Source organism: Escherichia sp. E1V33, from assembly GCF_004211955.1.
GTDB lineage: Bacteria > Pseudomonadota > Gammaproteobacteria > Enterobacterales > Enterobacteriaceae > Escherichia.
Window position 1 is genome coordinate 162,446 of sequence record NZ_RHJI01000005.1, and the last position, 19,515, is coordinate 181,960.

Sequence of the window (19,515 nt, forward strand, 5' to 3'; positions counted from 1 at the left end):
ACTATTCCTTTCAGGCTGCGGTAATCAGCCAGCAGTTGTGGATCTGGCGGTTACGGGCAAAATCCTGGGAGAGCGTTTTTTGCGTAATTTCTTGTGCTTTCAGTCCCAGTTTTGCCAGGCCGTCGAGATCCATACGGAAGCCACGTTTGTTGTTCGAGAACATGATCGTCCCACCTGCACGCAGCAGACGTTTCAAATCTTTCATCAGCGCCAGATGATCGCGCTGAACATCAAACGCATCTTCCATTCGTTTCGAGTTAGAGAAGGTTGGTGGATCGATAAATATCAGATCGAACTGTTCATTTGCCTCACGCAGCCACGCCAGGCAATCGGCCTGAATCAGGCGATGCGCTCGGCCAGTTAAGCCATTCAGACGCAGGTTGCGTTCTGCCCACTCCAGATAAGTACGCGACATATCCACCGTAGTGGTGCTGCGCGCGCCGCCTAACCCCGCGTGCACGGTGGCGCTACCGGTATAGGAGAACAGGTTGAGGAAATCTTTGCCTTTGCTCATCTGACCAAGCATACGACGAGCGATACGGTGATCGAGGAACAAACCGGTATCAAGATAATCCGTCAGGTTCACCCACAGGTGAGCGTTATATTCGGTGACTTCGAGAAACTCGCCCTTCTCGCCCAGTTTCTGGTACTGATTTTTGCCCTTCTGGCGTTCACGGGTTTTCAGCACCAGTTTGTTTGGCGCAATCCCCAATACAGAAATGGTTGCAGCGATAATATCGAACAGACGTTGACGCGCTTTGTGCGCATCAATAGTTTTTGGCGGCGCATACTCCTGCACCACCACCCAGTCGGCATAACGGTCAACGGCAACGTTATATTCCGGCAGATCGGCGTCATACAGACGGTAGCATTCAATGCCTTCCTGGCGTGCCCACTTCTCAAATTTTTTGAGGTTCTTGCGCAAGCGGTTGGCGTAGTCTTCCGCTACCATTGCCGGTTTGCTATCTGGTGTGCTTTCGGCAACGTGGTAATTTTTCTGTACGCAGTCCAGCGGGCCGTTTTTCGCCTTGTACTGTTTGTCTGCACGCAGCTGCAGGCAACTTAACAGATCCGGCGAGGCACTGAATAAAGAGAGATTCCAGCCGCCGAACTGGTTTTTCATAATTCGCCCCAGCAGACTATGCAACGCAATCAGCGCCGGTTCGCTGTCCAGACGTTCGCCGTAAGGCGGGTTGCTCAACACAGTACCGTAAGGCCCTTTCGGCAGCGGATTGGTCAGTTGCGCAACATCTTTCACCTCAAAAGTGATCAGTTCGCCAATCCCCGCGAGACGGGCGTTAGTGCGCGCACGTTGAATCACCCGCGCATCGCTGTCGGAACCGTAGAAATGAGAGCTGTACTCTGCCAGACCTTTACGGGCGCGGGTTTGCGCTTCCGCTTTCACTTCCTGCCAGATAGCTTCATCATGTTGCGCCCAGCCGCTAAATCCCCAGCGTCCCCGGTGCAAGCCTGGCGCGCGATCGGTCGCCAGCATCGCCGCTTCAATCAGCAACGTACCGGAACCACACATCGGATCAAGCAGCGGCGTTCCTGGCTGCCAACCGGAACGCATCACAATTGCCGCCGCCAGGGTTTCTTTGATCGGCGCAATACCAGCACGATCACGATAGCCACGCAGATGCAAACCATCACCACTTAAATCGAGAGCGATGCTGGCGGTTTCTTTATGTAGCCAGACGTTCACGCGGATATCCGGCGCATCGCGATCGACATTCGGACGCGGCAGATTTTTGCGGGTGAAGGCATCAACGATCGCATCTTTGACTTTCATCGCGCCGTACTGGCTGTTGCGGATGGTGTCATTCAGACCGCTGAAGTGGACAGCAAAGGTCGCTCCAGGATTAAACATCTCTGTCCAGTTGATCGCCTGAACGCCGAAATAAAGGTCTAAGTCGCTGTAAACCTTGCACTCGCCCAGCGGCAACATAATACGCGAGGCCAGGCGACTCCACATCAGGCTCTGGTAAACAAGCCGCGTGTCGCCCTTGAAATGGACCCCACCCTGAACCACCTGGCATTCAACGGCCCCCAGGTTTTCGAGTTCAGTTTTTAACAGCTCTTCCAGCCCACGGGCCGTACTGGCAAACAGAGAATTCATATCGTCACTTTTACTCTAAGGCCTACCGCAGTAGGCGTAATTGTTGCAGTCAGTTTGGACATGGACAGCGCGGAGAAACCGGCGCGTACACAAGTACGTGAGGATTTCGCGCACTGCCCAGGGCTAAACTGACAAATAAAATAGCCTAATGGGATAGGCACTAAGAAAATTGTTGCGCATTATAGCTAATAAGCGCGTCATGTCATAAAGTTGAGGGCTTATTTTCATTTGAGGACCGCACCGTGACGACATTAACCCGGCTTTTTATTCATCCTGTTAAATCGATGCGCGGCATCGGTCTGACACATGCTCTGGCTGATGTCAGCGGTCTGGCCTTCGATCGCATCTTTATGGTCACAGAACCTGACGGGAAGTTTATTACAGCCCGCCAGTTTCCACAGATGGTGCGGTTTACCCCTTCGCCCGTGCATGACGGCTTACATCTCACCGCGCCAGATGGCAGCAGCGCATACATCCGTTTTGCTGATTTCGCTATGCAGGACGCACCAACCGAAGTGTGGGGTAACCATTTTACTGCGCGCATTGCGCCAGATGAGGTCAACAAATGGTTAAGCGGATTTTTCTCCCGTGAAGTGCAATTGCGCTGGGTAGGGCCGCAAATGACGCGACGCGTAAAACGCCATAACACTGTACCCTTGTCGTTTGCTGATGGCTATCCGTATCTGCTCGCTAATGAAGCCTCACTGCGTGATGTGCAGCAACGCTGTCCGGCCAGTGTAAAAATGGAGCAGTTCCGCCCCAATCTGGTGGTTTCCGGCGCGGCGGCCTGGGAAGAGGATACCTGGAAAGTGATTCGCATTGGCGATGTGGTGTTTGATGTGGTTAAACCTTGTAGCCGCTGTATTTTCACCACCGTCAGCCCAGAAAAAGGGCAAAAACATCCGGCAGGCGAACCGTTAAAAACGCTGCAATCATTCCGCACTGCCCTGGATAATGGCGATGTCGATTTTGGTCAGAATTTAATTGCCCGCAATAGTGGCGTTATTCGTGTTGGTGATGCAGTGGAAATTCTTGCAACTGCACCGGCGAAAATCTACGGCGCGGCAGCCGCAGATGATACTCTCCCGACAACGCAGCAAATGGATGCAAATGTAGATATCGACTGGCAAGGGTTGGCATTTCGCGGTAATAATCAACAGGTATTGTTGGAACAATTAGAAAATCAAGGGATTCGGATCCCCTATTCTTGTCGCGCGGGCATATGTGGAAGTTGTCGGGTTCAGCTTCTGGAAGGCGAAGTCACCCCGCTGAAAAAATCAGCTATGAGCGACGACGGGACAATTCTTTGCTGTAGTTGTGTACCGAAGACTGCATTGAAACTGAAAGGTTAAACGGCCTGTTCAAGGCTGAAGCTGTCATAACTCATATGAGGTTTCAGCCTGTCATTCATAATTTTGATGGCGTCACCCAGTTGCATGGCGCGACCGGCGATGACCACACAAGGCTGCGCAAGGAGACACAGCGCGGCATTTTCGCCAGATTCAACAACCAGCAGGCTGACTTGTTCATTGGTATCGCTTAACCAGACACAGGCTGCATCACCCGGGACTGGCGACCACATTTCACCATGAGAAACAAAATGCCAGCTTTTCGGCATTTGCGGTTTGAGATAACGAACTGCCACCAGCGCATTAAGCACCAGTTCAGCTTTTTGTTCTTTTGATAAGTTAAGGTCGCGGCATTTTTCTTCAAACGAGAAATAGAGCGCGGCGTCATCAACGCAGAATCCCGCTGGAGAAAAGGCGTCTGGTGTCAACATTTTGCGCGCAAAACGTGAGCGAAATAGCATGCCATTGGCTAAATCAAGCATCATTCGATCATGCTCTTCATCATAATACCAACGCCAGTTATCGTCTGGTTTAATTCGCATATGCATCTCCTCTACCCTATAAATCCACTGCAACATATTCCATTGTCGCTTCGCTTAATAACCTCAACAAGAAAAGTACAAAATGTCTAAATAAGTAACAGCAATGAATATAAAACAACCAGGGCTGAAAATAAAGCCCTGATTATCTTATAAAGAGAAAATGAAAGAAATAATTAGATATGGTTAACGATTTCTTTAATCAGCGGCGGACCTTTAAAAATAAAACCGGAATAAATTTGCACCAAAGAAGCCCCCGCAGCAATCTTCTCGCGAGCAGCGATTACCGAGTCAATACCACCAACACCAATAATCGGTAAGCGGCCGTTTAATTCCTGCGACAAGCGACGAATAATTTCCGTACTTTTTAATTGTAAGGGACGACCACTTAAGCCACCGGTTTGATCACAATTTTTCATCCCCTGAACCAAAGAACGATCGAGCGTCGTATTAGTTGCAATGACGCCATCAATATTATGACGAACTAAACTATCGGCAACCTGGATCAACTCTTCCTCAGAAAGATCCGGCGCGATCTTCACTGCTATTGGTACATATTTATGGTGGATTGCTTGCAGATCATTTTGTTTATTTTTAATTGCCGTTAATAAATCATCCAGTGCTTCGCCATATTGCAGAGTGCGTAATCCCGGGGTATTTGGTGATGAAATATTGATGGCAATATATCCTGCATAGGCATAGATTTTTTCCATACAAATCAGATAGTCATCTTTGCCTTGCTCAACCGGCGTATCTTTATTTTTGCCGATATTGATTCCCAGAACACCATCGTAGTGGGCTTTTTTGACGTTCTCTACGAGGTTATCAACGCCGAGGTTATTAAAGCCCATACGGTTTATTAAACCTTCAGCATCTACCAGGCGAAAAAGACGGGGTTTGTCGTTTCCTGGTTGTGGACGCGGGGTGACAGTACCGATCTCGATCGATCCAAATCCCATTGCACCAAGGGCATCAATACACTCCCCGTCTTTATCAAGACCGGCAGCCAGACCAAGCGGATTTTTAAAAGTCAGTCCCATACAGTTAACTGGCTTCGCTGGAACATTTTGCCTAACAAGTGCTTCAAACGGTGTTCCGGTTATGCGGCGTAATTGCTGAAAAGTAAACTCGTGCGCGCGCTCTGGATCGAGCTGGAAAAGGGCTTTACGAACGAAGGGGTAGTACATGAACTCTCCTGGATTCCCGGTGTGCAAACCGGGGGCGTATTATGTGCGAGTTCACAGCAAAAGGGAATTGACCTGCGGCAAAAAAAGCGCAAACGTTTTCCGAACCTGTTTCAGGGAAGATTTTGCTCCGTCTTTGCACTCAAACCGCCGTAATCATTTATCGCCCGCCATGCGACATAACACGGTGCCCTTGACTGACACCAGCTTGTCTGACGCTGGCTTCTGGGTGGCACAACTCCCGCATTACTTAACGCTTTACCATTTACGCTCACCTGAATCAGGTTAATGTAGTAAGGCGTAGGGTTTGTGAGTTGCACACCCTGCAAATTCCTTGACCAGCGTAATTGTTGATAAGCTTCCAGCGGGTCACCCGGCAAACCTTCGGGTCGCCAGAACAGTTTAAATACCGAGCGCATCGCTACCTTTACGCTCTGATTTTCTACTTTGCCGGATGGCACGCTGGCGATGGTTAATTCAAACAGAGTCTCGCGATCTTTTGGTAAAGAATCACTTGTTATTTTCAACAGGCGTAAGGTCCCTGTTGCACCGGGTTGTAAAAGGAGAAGTGGAGGCGCTGCTAAAATCGGAACCGCGGCAGAATGAGCCTTCACGCCAGGCCAACGTGCAGGTTGATTAATTTTCGTGTTGATGAGCCAGGCTTCCTGGCTGGTATTCGTCAGTAAGATCGGCATAGACTCTCTTTCTGCCGGAAATACAAACCGAGTACCACCAACGACAACACCCGCATGCAGTTCAGCCGCCACCAACAACAATGTGAGAAGAAGAAAGTTGATTTTTATATTAGTCATAATGGAGAACAAAGGTGGCACTGGCATTCACATTACCCGACTGCACATTGCCACTGGATGGTCGCAATTGCGCGTAAAAAGCCATGGGTATATCACCAGTACGCAGCGTGTAGTCCTTGCTTGCCTGATTGAGTGGGATCAACATTTTTGCCTCATCAAGAATAGCAATGGCTAACCCGCTGGCTGCACTGGCACCGTTATCGATGGCCAGCATGTTAGTCTGCGTAGCGTCTGGTGTACCAGAAAATGTAACATCAACCGTGCTAACATCCGTTCCGCAATCTTGTAGATTGATGTGAAACGCAATCTCTGGCCCGTAATGACCTTGCGAAAAACGACTTAACGAAACGTCGCCCAACGATACATTAATCTGCCTGCTATCCTGCGCCAAAACGCAGGTATTACTGCGAAATGATCCACTAATATTCACAGTACCGTTATGGGCCTGTAGCGTAAAACTGTTAAATACCAGCAGGCAATATATCCAGAATTTCCGTTTCAACACGGCTCCTTTACTGATACACCAGATCAAAATAGAGTACCGCGGACGCATTACCGCCTGTCGCACCCGCCTTGGTTGATTTGTAACGCAATTGGTAATTCAACGTGTTGTCACCTGCTTTTAAAGGGTAAAGCGACGTAACCTGATTAAGCGGTATTTCTTGCTGGGTGTGAGCATCAAGGATCTGCACCGCGATCCCCGTCGCCATCCCGCCGCTGCCACCGGTGTCAGTCAATTTCAACAATGTCGGCGCAAGCGAGTCCGGTTCACCGCTAAAATAAACCTCCGCGCCCTTAATTCCGGCGGCACACCCCGTAATATCAATGTTCAGGTCAGCCGCGGCACTAACAGTATTTGCAGCCTGGAAATCACTGATATTAAAATCGCCTATATGGATGGTTTGTTGCGCGCTGCGTGTCGTGACATCACACCCCTGATCAATGACATTACCGTAAATATGCATATCAACCTGATCGGGGCCTGCCCAGCCTGTCTGTACCAACAACAATGCAAATGCCAGACTTCCCCATCGCCACATTAACTTTGTTTTCATCAATCCCCCATCAGTCAAAGTTAATGCGCACTGTTGCCGTCGCCTCAAAACGTCCGGTTTCTGGTGGCACACCAGTAGTGCTAACGGGATACACGTTCATCCGTGCAAAACTATCCTCATCATCCGGGATAGAAAGCGGAAGAGTTCCGCCTGTCGGAGAAACAATGTTGTTCTGGCTATCGGTCACCACAACACCTACGCCAGGGCGTGAAGTTTTAATCGCCTGGGGATAGTTTGGATCACTGGTCGCAGACAGACTTAACGTCACGTTGACCAATCCTGAATTCCCGGTGTTACACCTGACCGGTATTGAAAGCTCAACTTCCTCGGCACCGAGGGGCTTTTGGCCAACCACCCGGAAATTGGCGGCAAATACATCGCCTAAGTCAACCTCAATAGACTCACCGGCGTTAACGGAGCATGAACCCAGTGAATTAATCGTACCCGATAAGTAATAAACCAGTACCGGAGTTCCTGTCGCCGTGCAGCTACTGGATGCCGGGATGTTGTAACACTCATACAGGTTCGCCAGGACGATTTGAGGAATGACGACAGTACCCACAAAAGGTTGCAAGATTTTCAATGAAAAACTTCCACTGTTTCCACTGGCCCCTGTTCCACCCAAGCGTTGGCCTCCGGGGTCACAAATGTGCCATCGCGTATCATCGCTGGTACTGATATCTTCAAAAGGTACCGCCGAAGGCGTATTACCTTTCACTCCCAAAAGTACTTTCGCGGCAAGATAGTCGTTAATTTTGTACCAGTTATCGCCCAACCAGGGTAAGGGAGAATCTGAAGCAAAAGCCCATAACCCACTTCTGACATTGTCCTTATCGCAATCGCAGGAGACATAGTAGTCATTGGATGCGTTCCATTGATAAAAATTATCTTTGACGACACCCGCCGTATTGTCTTCTTCTGCCAGCGTCCTGACACCAAAGTTGACGCCGATAGTAGGATCTCCCTGGGTTGCATGACATTTACCGGTATAAGCGGTTGCCTGAGCCCCCCAGCATAAGATCAAAGTGACCAAAAGCAATCGTAGCAATAACACGCTATTTTCTCCGCCTATCACTGACATATCGCATCCATTCGTGTAATTGGTGCTTTCATTTGCTGTTCAGTGAGTTGATAGTTAATCCGACACGCTTGTTCGGCCGCACGCCCCCAGCGTACGGTTATTGAGCCCTGCATGGGTAACCCAGCCATATAAAGCGAACCATCATCATCAATAATGCCGTTATTGGTCTGCTCGCCATCAAGCGTCGCCATTGAACCAAACCGCAGTGGCTTGCCCTGTTTTATTGTTTTGAGTAATACCCTGGCGCCGGTATGCGCTTTAAATTGCGCCATCACTAACGCACCTTTGGTAGGAACAACGTCCACTACTGCGTTTTCAACATCTACATTACGTTTCAACGATGCTGCATCCAGTGCGATGCGGTTTTCCCGGTAAGATGTGGCATAGGGAAGGATGGTATATCCACGCCAGTCAGTTTTTATCCCGGTATTGTTTTCCACCCGGGTATTTTCTGCCCCCGGCGCAGCAATCAGGACATTAGTTTCACCCAGAGACTGCCCCAGCGTAATACCGTGTGAATGGGCAACTAAGCTGCCTGAAAGGGCGTAATTAAACTGCTGTTGTCTGGCATTATCGCTATAGTTGTAACCCAATCGGGCATCGCCAAACGCGCCTTTGTAATCCATGCTGGCGCTACCATTTGCTGTTTTACCTGCACTGGCATAACCCTGTTGCAGGCTGTAACTTAAGTTACCGTCATCCAATAACGTCCCCGTCACGCCCATGTTTTGCGTTGCGTGACCTTTATTATCGATACTGGTATTTGAGGTCATCCAGGCATAATTTCGTTTCGCGGTAGAGCTATCCTGGCTTTGTGGCAGCCACAAGTTGAAGGGCAACGAGACATTCAGCGCAAAAACCTGGTCGGCATTGGGCTGACCACGAGATTTACTGTAGTTCCATGACAATCCCAGCGAAATGTCTTTAACCTGAGTGTTATAGCCAAATTGTAGTAATCGATCTTGTTGATTTGTATGCCAGTAAGTTTGCTGACTACCACTCAAATAAAAGGAGCCATAGTTCCCCAGTTGCTGGGATATATTGATCTGCAGACGCCCCCGTTTGGTGTAATACAGGTTGTAGTATCGCGACCACAGAGGCGTATCTTCATCATCGTCATCATTGAATTCATAGCCGTCCATGTGCTGGTACATAGTGTCTGAGAGCGTGTAGAATCCCGCGGTTGAATAGCGATACCCCATCAACTGAAAGTTAGTACCAAGTTGATTGAGCGTTTTTGCATAAAGAAAACGGTATGACTGCCCTGTATGTTCGCTCTTGTCGGCCAGCGTACTTTTCGCTTCAGTGGCATCAACCGAAATTGCCCCCATATCGCCGAGATTGAACCCCATACCAAACATGGCGGCACGATAATAATCAGCATATTGCCCACCACCATACCAGGTAACGCCCCATGGACCGCCCCACTGCAGAGTGACCTGAGCAAACTTTTTTTCAAGCTGATCGTCACTGTTGGCCCGATACTTAGCCAGCGTCACTGCATATTTGAGACGCCCCTGGCGCTGAAGTAACGGCACGCTGGAAAAAGGAACGGTATAGCTGTTGATGCTGCCATCAGCTTCTTTGATTTCGATCTGTAAATCGCCGCTTGATGACGTGGAATAAAGATCGCTGATTTCGAAAGCACCCGGAGCCACGTAGGTTTGGTAAACCGTGTTGCCATTTTGCTTAACCGTAACTTGTGCATTACTTTTCGCAATCCCCCGAACCACCGGCGCAAAGCCTTTCAAACTGTCTGGTAACATGTTGTCATCTGATGCCAGTTGAATGCCGCGAAAAGTCACACTGTCAAAAAAATCACCTGCTGTGTAATCGTCGCCAACGGTAAGTTCACTTTTTAAGGGGATCACCGCCCGCTGCATATAACTGCTAATGTTATTCCACTCGGCAGCCTGATCATTACTTCGACTCCATGTCGAATTATTACGTAAACGCCATGGCCCTAAATTCACGCCACCGGTTAAATTAAGAAAATAGCTGCTGCCATTGTCACTGTCGGTACTGCTACGAATACTGTTAGCTCCGCTGAATGAGTAACCCAGAAGTAAAGCATTGATCCCTTCATCCCAGCGTTCAGGAGGTACATAACCACGCGCATTACTCTTGATAGCAATTTGCGGAACAGAGATTTCCAGACGAAGTTTGTTAAGGTCAAAATTCACACGCGCATCGGGGATAATTTCTGTTAACGGTGCACAGGCTTGCTTATCCAGTTGTTTAAACGCCGGAAACGCGGAAATGTTAACCCCCATCGCCTCCAGGTTATCTGACGTCAGACACGCAACAACGCCTTTCTCTGGCGTCAGCTCAACAAAATTGATATTTCGGGTATCAATGATGGTTTGATTCAGAGCGATATCAACACGATAAACGCCAGGAGTGATTTTTTGCCCTTTTTCGAAGCGCGATAAATCAGCCACCATTGAAGGATCATCTTTAAAAAAAGCAGGATCGAACCAGGTTTCAGCCCGTGCATTGAATGCCGTCGACGCAAACACCACCAGGCCACCGATAAATGATGGCACGCCACGCAGAAGTAGCGGACGGTGTTGTCGATGATATCTTTGCATCTCATTCACTTAACGGAAAACAGCTTACAACTTACAGCTGAGCTGCGGTGTTTCAGCCCCGTAATCATTGATTGTGCGATATGTTACACCGTTGCTTTTTGCCCCCTTTGGCAGAGAAAACTGATATTTATCGAAGGGGGAAATCATCTGATTTTTAACTAATTTCCCACCTATTTTCAGGTCTGTTAGGGTAATGAAATAAGGCGTTGGATTATTGACCGTAACCGTGTCGACTGACGAGGAACAACGCAGTTTCGCTGGAGCCTCACTGCTGGAATACGATAAACCTTTTGGTCGCCAGAACAGTTTTATGACACTTTGTGTGGCAATTTTCAGGCTATTGCCCTCTTCCTGCTTTTTGGTCGCAGGGACGGCACGTACGCTCGCATAGAACAGAGTTTCTCGATCTTTCGCCAGCGGTGCACCGACATACATAATGCGCAATAAGTTCTCATTCGTGGGATTCAGAACAAAAAGCGGCGGTGTCACAATAAAATCCGCTGATTTTTTATTATCTGGCGTCATAACCCATGACTGAATAAGAAAAGGCACATCAGGGCTGGTATTACGCACCCCCAGAGAAATTTGCTCATCATTTTCAGAATAAACAAGACGTGTAGCCGCAAGTCCTACGCCCCCTTTACTGGCCCCCCAGGAGGAAGACATGCTTAGTAATATTGCCGTTAAACTTACGGTCACAATTCCTTTTGCTATGCAAGTTTTCATAAATAGTTACTCTTATAAAAATGTGAATATCCCCATCAGTAATATATAGATGGGGATAATATTAATGAAACAGCTATTAACGATTATTAATAATAGTTAATATGGAAATTCGTCACTGCGTTGACATTACCTGAAGTCGCTTTACCCGTCGCCACATAGTCAACCTTAAAGGTCAGCGTTTGTGAACCATCCTGCAGTTGAATGTATCCAGTTTCAGTCCCAGGAGTGAGGGTCGTTGAACCATCCGGCATATACATTTGCAGTGCAACATTGGTTGCTGCATCTGTTGTCGCCTGATTAGCGAATGCAGTGATGATACCGATATCAGCATCACCATCAAAGGTAAAGGCTGCATTTTTCGTCACAGTAATATCACAATCTTCTAGTTCAATAGGTACCGCAGTTTGTACGCCGGAAACCTCACCACTGGTTTGTAATTTTGTCGCACTCACATCGGGTAAAGTAACCGTCGAATCTTTAGTTGCCGCTACCAGAGTACAGGCAGGAGCAATGACTTTACCATTAAACGTAACGGAGCCGTCCGTGGTGGCATTATCATCAGCAGCCATCACGCTGGAAGACGCAAACGCCACTGTGAATAGCGTCATTAATACACTCTTTTTCATAGTTATCATCCTGATTTTCGTAAATATGATAATGCCGGTGCATGACATTAATTTAAATAATACCAACAAATAACCGCCATTTAAAATAATCAAAATTAATGTGAGAGTTTACAAATCATTAATTAATAGATTTCATGAATGATATTTTATGTCTATTGTTGACAACACATTGATCTCACATGATGTGAAACACTAATAAATAAATTAACGTGATATTTAAAGATCATTCCTTAGTGCATTTTCAGATAATCATACACAAAAATTATATTTGGCATTTGACTAACTCTCCGACAGACTGGCACCAATTGTTATCAATGTTAACGAAATAAGAACAATTGGTTATAAGGAGAGAGTATGCGTGTCATCACCCTGGCAGGAAGTCCTCGCTTTCCTTCTCGCTCAAGTTCCTTACTGGAATATGCTCGAGAAAAACTAAATGGCCTGGATGTAGAGGTTTATCACTGGAATCTGCAAAACTTCGCCCCGGAAGATTTGCTCTATGCCCGCTTCGACAGTCCGGCGCTGAAAACCTTCACCGAACAGCTACAAGAGGCCGATGGGCTGATTGTCGCTACACCAGTCTATAAAGCCGCCTATTCGGGCGCGCTGAAAACCCTGCTCGACCTGCTGCCAGAGCGCGCTTTGCAAGGCAAAGTGGTACTGCCGCTGGCGACGGGCGGCACGGTGGCCCATCTGCTGGCGGTCGATTACGCCCTTAAACCGGTTTTAAGCGCACTGAAAGCCCAAGAGATCCTGCACGGCGTGTTTGCCGATGACTCGCAGGTGATTGATTACCACCACAAGCCACAGTTCACGCCGAATCTGCAAACCCGTCTTGATACCGCGCTTGAAACTTTCTGGCAGGCATTGCACCGCCGCGATGTTCAGGTTCCCGATCTTCTGTCTCTGCGAGGTAATGCCCATGCGTAACATCATTAAACTGGCGTTAGTAGGATTACTTAGCGTCTCTACACTTGCGATTGCTGCAAAGTCGTCTCCAGAAGCGTTACGTATTGGCTACCAGAAAGGCAGCATTGGTATGGTGTTGGCAAAAAGCCACCAGCTACTGGAAAAACGCTATCCGCAAACAAAAATTTCATGGGTAGAATTCCCTGCTGGCCCGCAGATGCTGGAGGCACTGAACGTCGGTAGTATCGATCTGGGCAGTACGGGAGATATTCCGCCAATTTTTGCTCAAGCCGCCGGGGCTGATTTGGTGTACGTGGGCGTCGAGCCACCGAAGCCAAAAGCCGAAGTGATTCTGGTACCAGAAAACAGCCCAATCAAAACCGTAGCCGACCTTAAAGGTCACAAAGTTGCCTTTCAGAAAGGTTCCAGCTCGCACAACCTTCTGCTACGTGCGCTGCGCCAGGCCGGACTTAATTTTACCGATATCCAACCCACTTACCTGACGCCCGCCGATGCCCGCGCCGCATTCCAGCAAGGTAACGTCGATGCCTGGGCTATCTGGGATCCCTACTACTCCGCTGCATTGCTACAGGGCGGAGTGAGGGTGCTGAAAGACGGCACCGATCTCAATCAAACCGGATCGTTTTATCTGGCAGCCCGTCCCTATGCAGAAAAAAACGGCGCATTTATTCAGGGTGTGCTGACAACCTTTAGCGAAGCCGATGCGTTAACCCGCAGTCAGCGGGAGCAAAGCATCGCTTTACTGGCAAAAACGATGGGCTTACCGGCACCGGTGATTGCCTCTTATTTAGATCATCGTCCCCCTACCACTATAAAACCGGTGAGCGCTGAAGTTGCCGCCTTACAACAGCAAACGGCAGATCTGTTTTATGAAAACCGTCTGGTTCCGAAAAAAGTCGATATTCGCCAGCGCATCTGGCTGCCCACTCAACTGGAAGGAAAACAATTATGAGTCTGAATATGTTCTGGTTTTTACCGACCCATGGAGACGGTCGTTATCTGGGAACGGAAGAAGGTTCACGCCCGGTTGATCACGGTTATCTGCAACAAATTGCGCAAGCGGCGGATCGTCTGGGCTTTACCGGCGTGCTGATCCCAACGGGGCGTTCGTGCGAAGATGCGTGGCTGGTGGCGGCGTCGATGATCCCGGTGACGCAGCGGCTGAAGTTTCTTGTCGCCCTGCGCCCTAGCGTAACCTCACCTACCGTTGCCGCCCGCCAGGCCGCCACGCTTGACCGTCTCTCTAATGGACGTGCGTTGTTTAACCTGGTCACAGGCAGCGCTCCACAAGAACTGGCAGGCGACGGCGTGTTCCTTGATCATAGCGAGCGCTACGAAGCCTCGGCGGAATTTACCCAGGTCTGGCGGCGTTTATTGCTGGGCGAAACCGTCGATTTCAACGGTAAACATATTCATGTACGCGGAGCCAAACTGCTCTTCCCGCCGATTCAACAGCCTTATCCTCCGCTTTACTTTGGCGGATCTTCAGACGTCGCCCAGGAGCTGGCGGCAGAACAAGTTGATCTCTACCTCACCTGGGGCGAACCGCCAGAACTGGTTAAAGAGAAAATCGAACAAGTGCGGGCGAAAGCTGCCGCGCATGGACGCAAAATTCGTTTCGGTATTCGCCTGCATGTGATTGTGCGCGAAACCAACGATGAAGCGTGGCAGGCCGCCGAACGGTTAATCTCCCATCTTGATGATGACACCATCGCCAGAGCTCAAGCCGCTTTTGCACGGACGGATTCCGTGGGGCAACAGCGAATGGCAGCGCTGCATAATGGTAAGCGCGACAATCTGGAGATCAGCCCCAATTTATGGGCGGGCGTTGGTTTAGTACGCGGCGGTGCCGGGACGGCGCTGGTGGGCGATGGTCCTACGGTCGCCGCGCGAATCAACGAATACGCTGCACTTGGCATCGATAGCTTTGTCCTTTCGGGCTATCCACATCTGGAAGAAGCGTATCGGGTCGGCGAGTTACTGTTCCCACATCTGGATGTCGCCATCCCGGAAATTCCCCAGCCGCAGCCGCTGAATCTGCAAGGTGAAGCGGTGGCGAATGAGTTCATCCCACGTAAAGTCGCGCAAAGCTAAGGTATAAGATGATGGCAACGCCAGTGAAGAAGTGGTTATTGCGCGTTGCCCCCTGGTTTTTACCGGTGGGCATCGTGGCGGTGTGGCAACTGGCCTCCTCGGTTGGCTGGTTGTCGATGCGTATTTTGCCCTCTCCGGAAGGAGTGGTGACGGCGTTCTGGACGCTCTCCGCCAGCGGCGAACTATGGCAACATCTGGCGATCAGTTCCTGGCGGGCGCTGATTGGCTTTTCAATTGGCGGATCGCTGGGCTTGATTCTGGGACTGATTAGCGGACTGTCGCGCTGGGGTGAGCGGCTGCTGGATACCTCAATTCAGATGTTGCGCAACGTGCCGCATCTGGCGCTGATCCCGCTGGTGATTTTGTGGTTTGGCATTGATGAATCCGCAAAAATCTTTCTGGTGGCGCTCGGTACGCTGTTCCCCATTTATATCAACACCTGGCACGGCATCCGTAATATCGATCGCGGGCTGGTGGAAATGGCGCGTAGCTATGGCTTATCAGGCTTACCACTGTTTATCCATGTGATCCTGCCTGGTGCCCTGCCCTCAATTATGGTCGGCGTACGTTTTGCGTTGGGCCTGATGTGGCTGACGCTGATTGTTGCCGAAACCATTTCTGCCAATTCCGGCATTGGTTATCTGGCGATGAATGCGCGGGAGTTTTTGCAAACGGACGTGGTGGTGGTCGCCATTATTCTTTACGCCCTGCTCGGCAAACTTGCTGATGTCAGCGCGCAGCTGTTAGAGCGCCTCTGGTTGCGCTGGAACCCGGCTTATCATTTGAAGGAGGCCACGGTATGAATACTGCTCGTCTGAACCAGGGCACACCGTTGTTGCTCAATGCAGTAAGCAAACATTACGCGGAAAATATCGTGCTGAACCAACTGGATTTGCATATTCCTGCAGGTCAGTTTGTAGCGGTGGTAGGCCGCAGCGGCGGTGGTAAAAGTACCCTATTGCGCCTGCTGGCTGGGCTGGAAACGCCAACCGCAGGCGATGTGTTAGCGGGCACCACACCGCTGGCTGAGATTCAGGACGATACGCGAATGATGTTTCAGGATGCGCGTCTGCTGCCGTGGAAATCGGTGATTGATAACGTTGGGTTAGGTCTTAAAGGCCAGTGGCGCGATGCCGCGCGTCGGGCACTGGCTGCGGTAGGACTGGAGAATCGCGCCGGGGAATGGCCTGCTGCGCTTTCTGGCGGGCAGAAACAACGTGTGGCGCTGGCTAGGGCGCTGATTCATCGACCTGGTTTATTGTTGCTTGATGAACCACTCGGGGCGCTGGACGCCTTAACGCGGCTGGAGATGCAGGATTTGATTGTGTCACTTTGGCAGGAGCACGGCTTTACCGTTTTGCTGGTGACGCATGATGTGAGCGAAGCGGTGGCGATGGCTGACCGGGTGCTGTTGATTGAAGAGGGAAAAATTGGTCTGGATTTGACGGTGGATATTCCTCGTCCGCGCCGATTAGGGTCGGTAAGATTAGCGGAGCTGGAAGCGGAAGTATTGCAGCGAGTGATGCAGCGTGGGCATTCTGAACAACCAATTCGGCGTCATGGTTAATATGCCGGATGCGGCGCACAAGACCAGCATTTTCAACGGACTTGTAGGCCTGATAAGACGCGTCAAGCGTCGCATCAGGCAGTTGGGCACGGCTGCCGGATGCGGCGTAAACGCCTTATCCGACCTACAAAACCAGCATTTTCAACGGATTGTAGGCCTGATAAGACGCGTCAGCGTCGCATCAGGCATGTTTGTATTAAGCCAGCGCTTTAGTTATCTTCTCGTACAAATCGCCAGAGAGATTTTCCAGCCCTTTCAACTGCTCCAGCGCCGCACGCATTTTCTCCTGACGTTTGGCATCGTAACGTTTCAGGCGAATCAGCGGCTCAATCAGACGTGAAGCCACCTGCGGGTTACGGCTGTTGAGGTCGGTAAGCATTTCCACCAGGAACTGATAACCACTGCCATCTTCGGCATGGAACGCTGCCGGGTTACTGCCCGCAAATGCGCCAATCAACGAACGAATACGGTTCGGGTTACTCATGGTAAATGAGCGATGCTGCAACAGACCACGCACCGTCTCCAGCACGTTCGCCGCCGGGCTGGTGGCTTGCAGGATAAACCATTTATCCATCACCAGTCCGTCCTGATGCCACTTATCGTCGTATTCCTGCATCAACTTGTCACGACATGGCAGCTGTGCGGCAACCGCCGCGGAAAGCGCCGCCAGCACATCAGTCATATTGTTTGCTTCGTGGAACTGCTTGCTCACCAGCACATCAGCCAGATGCGTGTCACCAAAAGCGAGGAAGCGCAGGCAGGCATTACGCAGAGTGCGTTTTGCAATATCTTCATGCTCAACGCGGTACTCGCTCTGGTAATTCGCGTTGTAAATAGCCAGCAGCTCATCCGCCAGTTCAGTCGCCAGAGTACGAGTGAGTGCTTCGCGTACTTCGGCAATAGCAATCGGGTCGATGATATCGAACAGTTCAGCCATTTCATTGACGGATGGCAGAGTCAGAATTTCTGCCGCCAGCGCCGGATCGATTTTTTCATCGAGCAGCACCGCGCGGAAAGCATCGGCAACATGTACCGGCAGAGACAGCGGCTGCCCTTGCTGATGACGGGCGACGTTCAGCTTGATGTAGGTTGCCAGCAGGCTTTGCGCCGCATCCCAGCGCGAGAAATCATTACGCGCATGACGCATCAGGAAGGTCAGTTGCTGATCGCTCCACTTATATTCCAGTTTCACCGGCGCGGAGAATTCGCACAGCAGCGCAGGCACCGGCTGGAAGTAGACGTTATCAAAGATAAAGGTCTGTTCCGCTTGAGTAACATTCAGCACGGAATTCACCGGATGACCGCCTTTCTGCAACGGGATCACTTTACCTTCGTTATCATACAGTTCGATGGCAAACGGAATATGCAGCGGCTGTTTTTCTGCCTGATCCGGCGTAGCAGGCGTACGCTGGCTGATGGTCAGCGTGTACTGCTCAGTTTCTGGATTGTAGTCGTCTTTGACGGTCACAACCGGCGTACCGGACTGGCTGTACCAACGGCGGAAATGGGAGAGATCGATATTCGACGCATCTTCCATCGCCTGAACAAAATCGTCGCAGGTCGCTGCACTGCCATCATGGCGCTCAAAATAAAGCTGCATCCCTTTCTGGAAGTTTTCTTCGCCCAGCAGAGTGTGGATCATACGGATCACTTCCGCGCCCTTCTCGTAAACGGTCAGGGTGTAGAAGTTGTTCATCTCAATCACCATGTCCGGGCGGATTGGGTGCGCCATCGGGCTGGCATCTTCCGCAAACTGCAATCCGCGCATGGTGCGCACGTTGTTGATACGGTTTACCGCGCGGGAACCAAGGTCAGAGCTGAATTCCTGATCGCGGAACACGGTTAAACCTTCTTTCAGGCTGAGCTGGAACCAGTCGCGGCAGGTCACACGGTTACCGGTCCAGTTATGGAAATATTCGTGACCAATAACGCGTTCAATATCGAGGTAGTCTTTGTCGGTCGCGGTGTCGGTGCGGGCCAGCACATACTTGGAGTTAAAGATATTCAGACCTTTATTCTCCATCGCGCCCATGTTGAAGAAATCTACTGCGACGATCATATAGATGTCGAGGTCATACTCCAGACCGAAGCGTTCTTCATCCCATTTCATGGAGTTTTTCAGCGAGGTCATCGCCCACGGCGCGCGATCGAGGTTGCCGCGATCGACATACAGCTCCAGCGCCACTTCGCGACCAGAACGCGTGGTGAAGGTATCACGCAGTACATCAAAGTCGCCTGCCACCAGCGCAAACAGGTAGCACGGTTTCGGGAACGGGTCCTGCCATTGTACCCAGTGACGTCCGTTTTCCAGTTCGCCTTGCGCAACGCGGTTACCGTTGGAAAGCAGGAACGGGTATTTGGTTTTATCGGCAATAATTTTGGTGGTAAAACGCGCCAGTACATCCGGGCGGTCGAGATAATACGTAATATGGCGGAAACCTTCGGCTTCACACTGGGTGCAAAGCGCATCGCCTGACTGATAAAGCCCTTCCAGCGCAGTATTCGCCGCCGGGCTTATTTCATTCACAATCTTGAGCGTAAAACGCTCCGGTAAATTACTGATGACCAGTGCGCCCTCTTCTTCCTTCCAGGCGGTCCACGGCTCATCATTAATATGAACAGAAACCAGTTTAAGATCTTCGCCATCAAGACGAAGCGGAGCATCTGATGCACCATGACGGACAGCCTGGCTGACCGCGGTAACGACCGTCTTTTGCGCGTCGAGGTCAAAGGTCAAGTCAATATCAGTAATCTGGTAATCCGGCGCACGATAATCGTGACGGTATTTGGCTTGTGGCTGTTGAGTCATAAATAACCTTTAGCATCTTTTATAGAGTCTGGT

The 19,515-nt window shown here is 50.2% G+C and carries 17 protein-coding genes; 6 read left to right on the plus strand and 11 right to left on the minus strand.

The genetic code is table 11. The annotated features are described in order from the left end of the window. Positions 1 to 10 precede the first annotated feature (10 nt). Positions 11 to 2,119, minus strand: a complete 2,109-nt coding sequence (gene rlmKL, locus D9742_RS05370) for a bifunctional 23S rRNA (guanine(2069)-N(7))-methyltransferase RlmK/23S rRNA (guanine(2445)-N(2))-methyltransferase RlmL (protein WP_130236225.1) — start codon at positions 2,117 to 2,119, stop codon at positions 11 to 13. Between the two features lie 242 nt (positions 2,120 to 2,361). Here rlmKL and ycbX point away from each other — a divergent pair, with 242 nt between their 5' ends. Further along, the gene (ycbX, locus tag D9742_RS05375; protein WP_130236226.1) at positions 2,362 to 3,471 is read left to right on the plus strand and encodes a 6-N-hydroxylaminopurine resistance protein YcbX; all 1,110 of its coding nucleotides are present in this window, start codon (positions 2,362 to 2,364) and stop codon (positions 3,469 to 3,471) included. Here ycbX and zapC read toward each other — a convergent pair. The 9 genes from zapC to D9742_RS05420 form a co-directional block, all read right to left on the minus strand. Further along, positions 3,468 to 4,010, minus strand: coding sequence for a cell division protein ZapC (zapC, locus tag D9742_RS05380; protein WP_064528385.1), 543 nt, complete (start codon positions 4,008 to 4,010; stop codon positions 3,468 to 3,470). The genes ycbX and zapC overlap by 4 nt on opposite strands. A 173-nt stretch (positions 4,011 to 4,183) precedes the next feature. Further along, complete coding sequence (gene pyrD, locus D9742_RS05385) at positions 4,184 to 5,194, minus strand: quinone-dependent dihydroorotate dehydrogenase (RefSeq protein ID WP_130236227.1); 1,011 nt, start codon at positions 5,192 to 5,194, stop codon at positions 4,184 to 4,186. Between the two features lie 110 nt (positions 5,195 to 5,304). Beyond that, complete coding sequence (locus tag D9742_RS05390; protein WP_130236308.1) at positions 5,305 to 6,003, minus strand: fimbrial chaperone; 699 nt, start codon at positions 6,001 to 6,003, stop codon at positions 5,305 to 5,307. Beyond that, positions 5,996 to 6,508 (minus strand): fimbrial protein, encoded by a 513-nt coding sequence (locus tag D9742_RS05395; RefSeq protein ID WP_240780462.1) that lies wholly within the window; start codon positions 6,506 to 6,508, stop codon positions 5,996 to 5,998. Before D9742_RS05395 ends, D9742_RS05390 begins: the two co-directional genes overlap by 8 nt. Positions 6,509 to 6,515: 7 nt before the next feature. Further along, a complete protein-coding gene (locus tag D9742_RS05400; RefSeq protein WP_130236229.1) occupies positions 6,516 to 7,058 on the minus strand; it encodes a fimbrial protein in 543 nt (180 codons plus the stop codon). Between the two features lie 10 nt (positions 7,059 to 7,068). Further along, positions 7,069 to 8,139 carry a fimbrial protein gene (locus tag D9742_RS05405; RefSeq protein ID WP_130236230.1) on the minus strand — a complete coding sequence of 357 codons (1,071 nt, stop codon included), beginning with the start codon at positions 8,137 to 8,139 and terminating at the stop codon, positions 7,069 to 7,071. After that, positions 8,130 to 10,730: a fimbrial biogenesis usher protein gene (locus tag D9742_RS05410; protein ID WP_130236231.1), complete on the minus strand. Its 2,601-nt coding sequence runs from the start codon at positions 10,728 to 10,730 to the stop codon at positions 8,130 to 8,132. The genes D9742_RS05405 and D9742_RS05410 overlap by 10 nt, the downstream gene beginning before the upstream one ends. A gap of 24 nt (positions 10,731 to 10,754) precedes the next feature. Then, a complete protein-coding gene (locus D9742_RS05415; protein ID WP_130236232.1) occupies positions 10,755 to 11,456 on the minus strand; it encodes a molecular chaperone in 702 nt (233 codons plus the stop codon). 86 nt (positions 11,457 to 11,542) lie between these two features. Further along, positions 11,543 to 12,082 carry a fimbrial protein gene (locus D9742_RS05420; protein ID WP_130236233.1) on the minus strand — a complete coding sequence of 180 codons (540 nt, stop codon included), beginning with the start codon at positions 12,080 to 12,082 and terminating at the stop codon, positions 11,543 to 11,545. Positions 12,083 to 12,436: 354 nt separating this feature from the next. Between D9742_RS05420 and ssuE the strand changes: the two genes are divergently transcribed. The 5 genes from ssuE to ssuB are packed head-to-tail and all read left to right on the plus strand — an operon-like array spanning position 12,437 to position 16,673. Beyond that, positions 12,437 to 13,012 carry an NADPH-dependent FMN reductase gene (gene ssuE, locus D9742_RS05425; protein ID WP_130236234.1) on the plus strand — a complete coding sequence of 192 codons (576 nt, stop codon included), beginning with the start codon at positions 12,437 to 12,439 and terminating at the stop codon, positions 13,010 to 13,012. Continuing rightward, the gene (ssuA, locus tag D9742_RS05430) at positions 13,005 to 13,964 is read left to right on the plus strand and encodes an aliphatic sulfonate ABC transporter substrate-binding protein SsuA (RefSeq protein ID WP_130236235.1); all 960 of its coding nucleotides are present in this window, start codon (positions 13,005 to 13,007) and stop codon (positions 13,962 to 13,964) included. Before ssuE ends, ssuA begins: the two co-directional genes overlap by 8 nt. Further along, a complete protein-coding gene (ssuD, locus tag D9742_RS05435; protein ID WP_130236236.1) occupies positions 13,961 to 15,106 on the plus strand; it encodes an FMNH2-dependent alkanesulfonate monooxygenase in 1,146 nt (381 codons plus the stop codon). Before ssuA ends, ssuD begins: the two co-directional genes overlap by 4 nt. 11 nt (positions 15,107 to 15,117) lie before the next feature. Further along, a complete protein-coding gene (gene ssuC / locus D9742_RS05440; RefSeq protein WP_130236309.1) occupies positions 15,118 to 15,909 on the plus strand; it encodes an aliphatic sulfonate ABC transporter permease SsuC in 792 nt (263 codons plus the stop codon). After that, on the plus strand, positions 15,906 to 16,673 hold the full coding sequence (ssuB, locus tag D9742_RS05445) for an aliphatic sulfonates ABC transporter ATP-binding protein (protein ID WP_001090494.1): 768 nt from the start codon (positions 15,906 to 15,908) through the stop codon (positions 16,671 to 16,673). The genes ssuC and ssuB overlap by 4 nt, the downstream gene beginning before the upstream one ends. Before the next feature lie 196 nt (positions 16,674 to 16,869). Here ssuB and pepN read toward each other — a convergent pair whose 3' ends face one another. Beyond that, positions 16,870 to 19,482 carry an aminopeptidase N gene (pepN, locus tag D9742_RS05450; RefSeq protein ID WP_130236237.1) on the minus strand — a complete coding sequence of 871 codons (2,613 nt, stop codon included), beginning with the start codon at positions 19,480 to 19,482 and terminating at the stop codon, positions 16,870 to 16,872. Between the last annotated feature and the right edge of the window lie 33 nt (positions 19,483 to 19,515).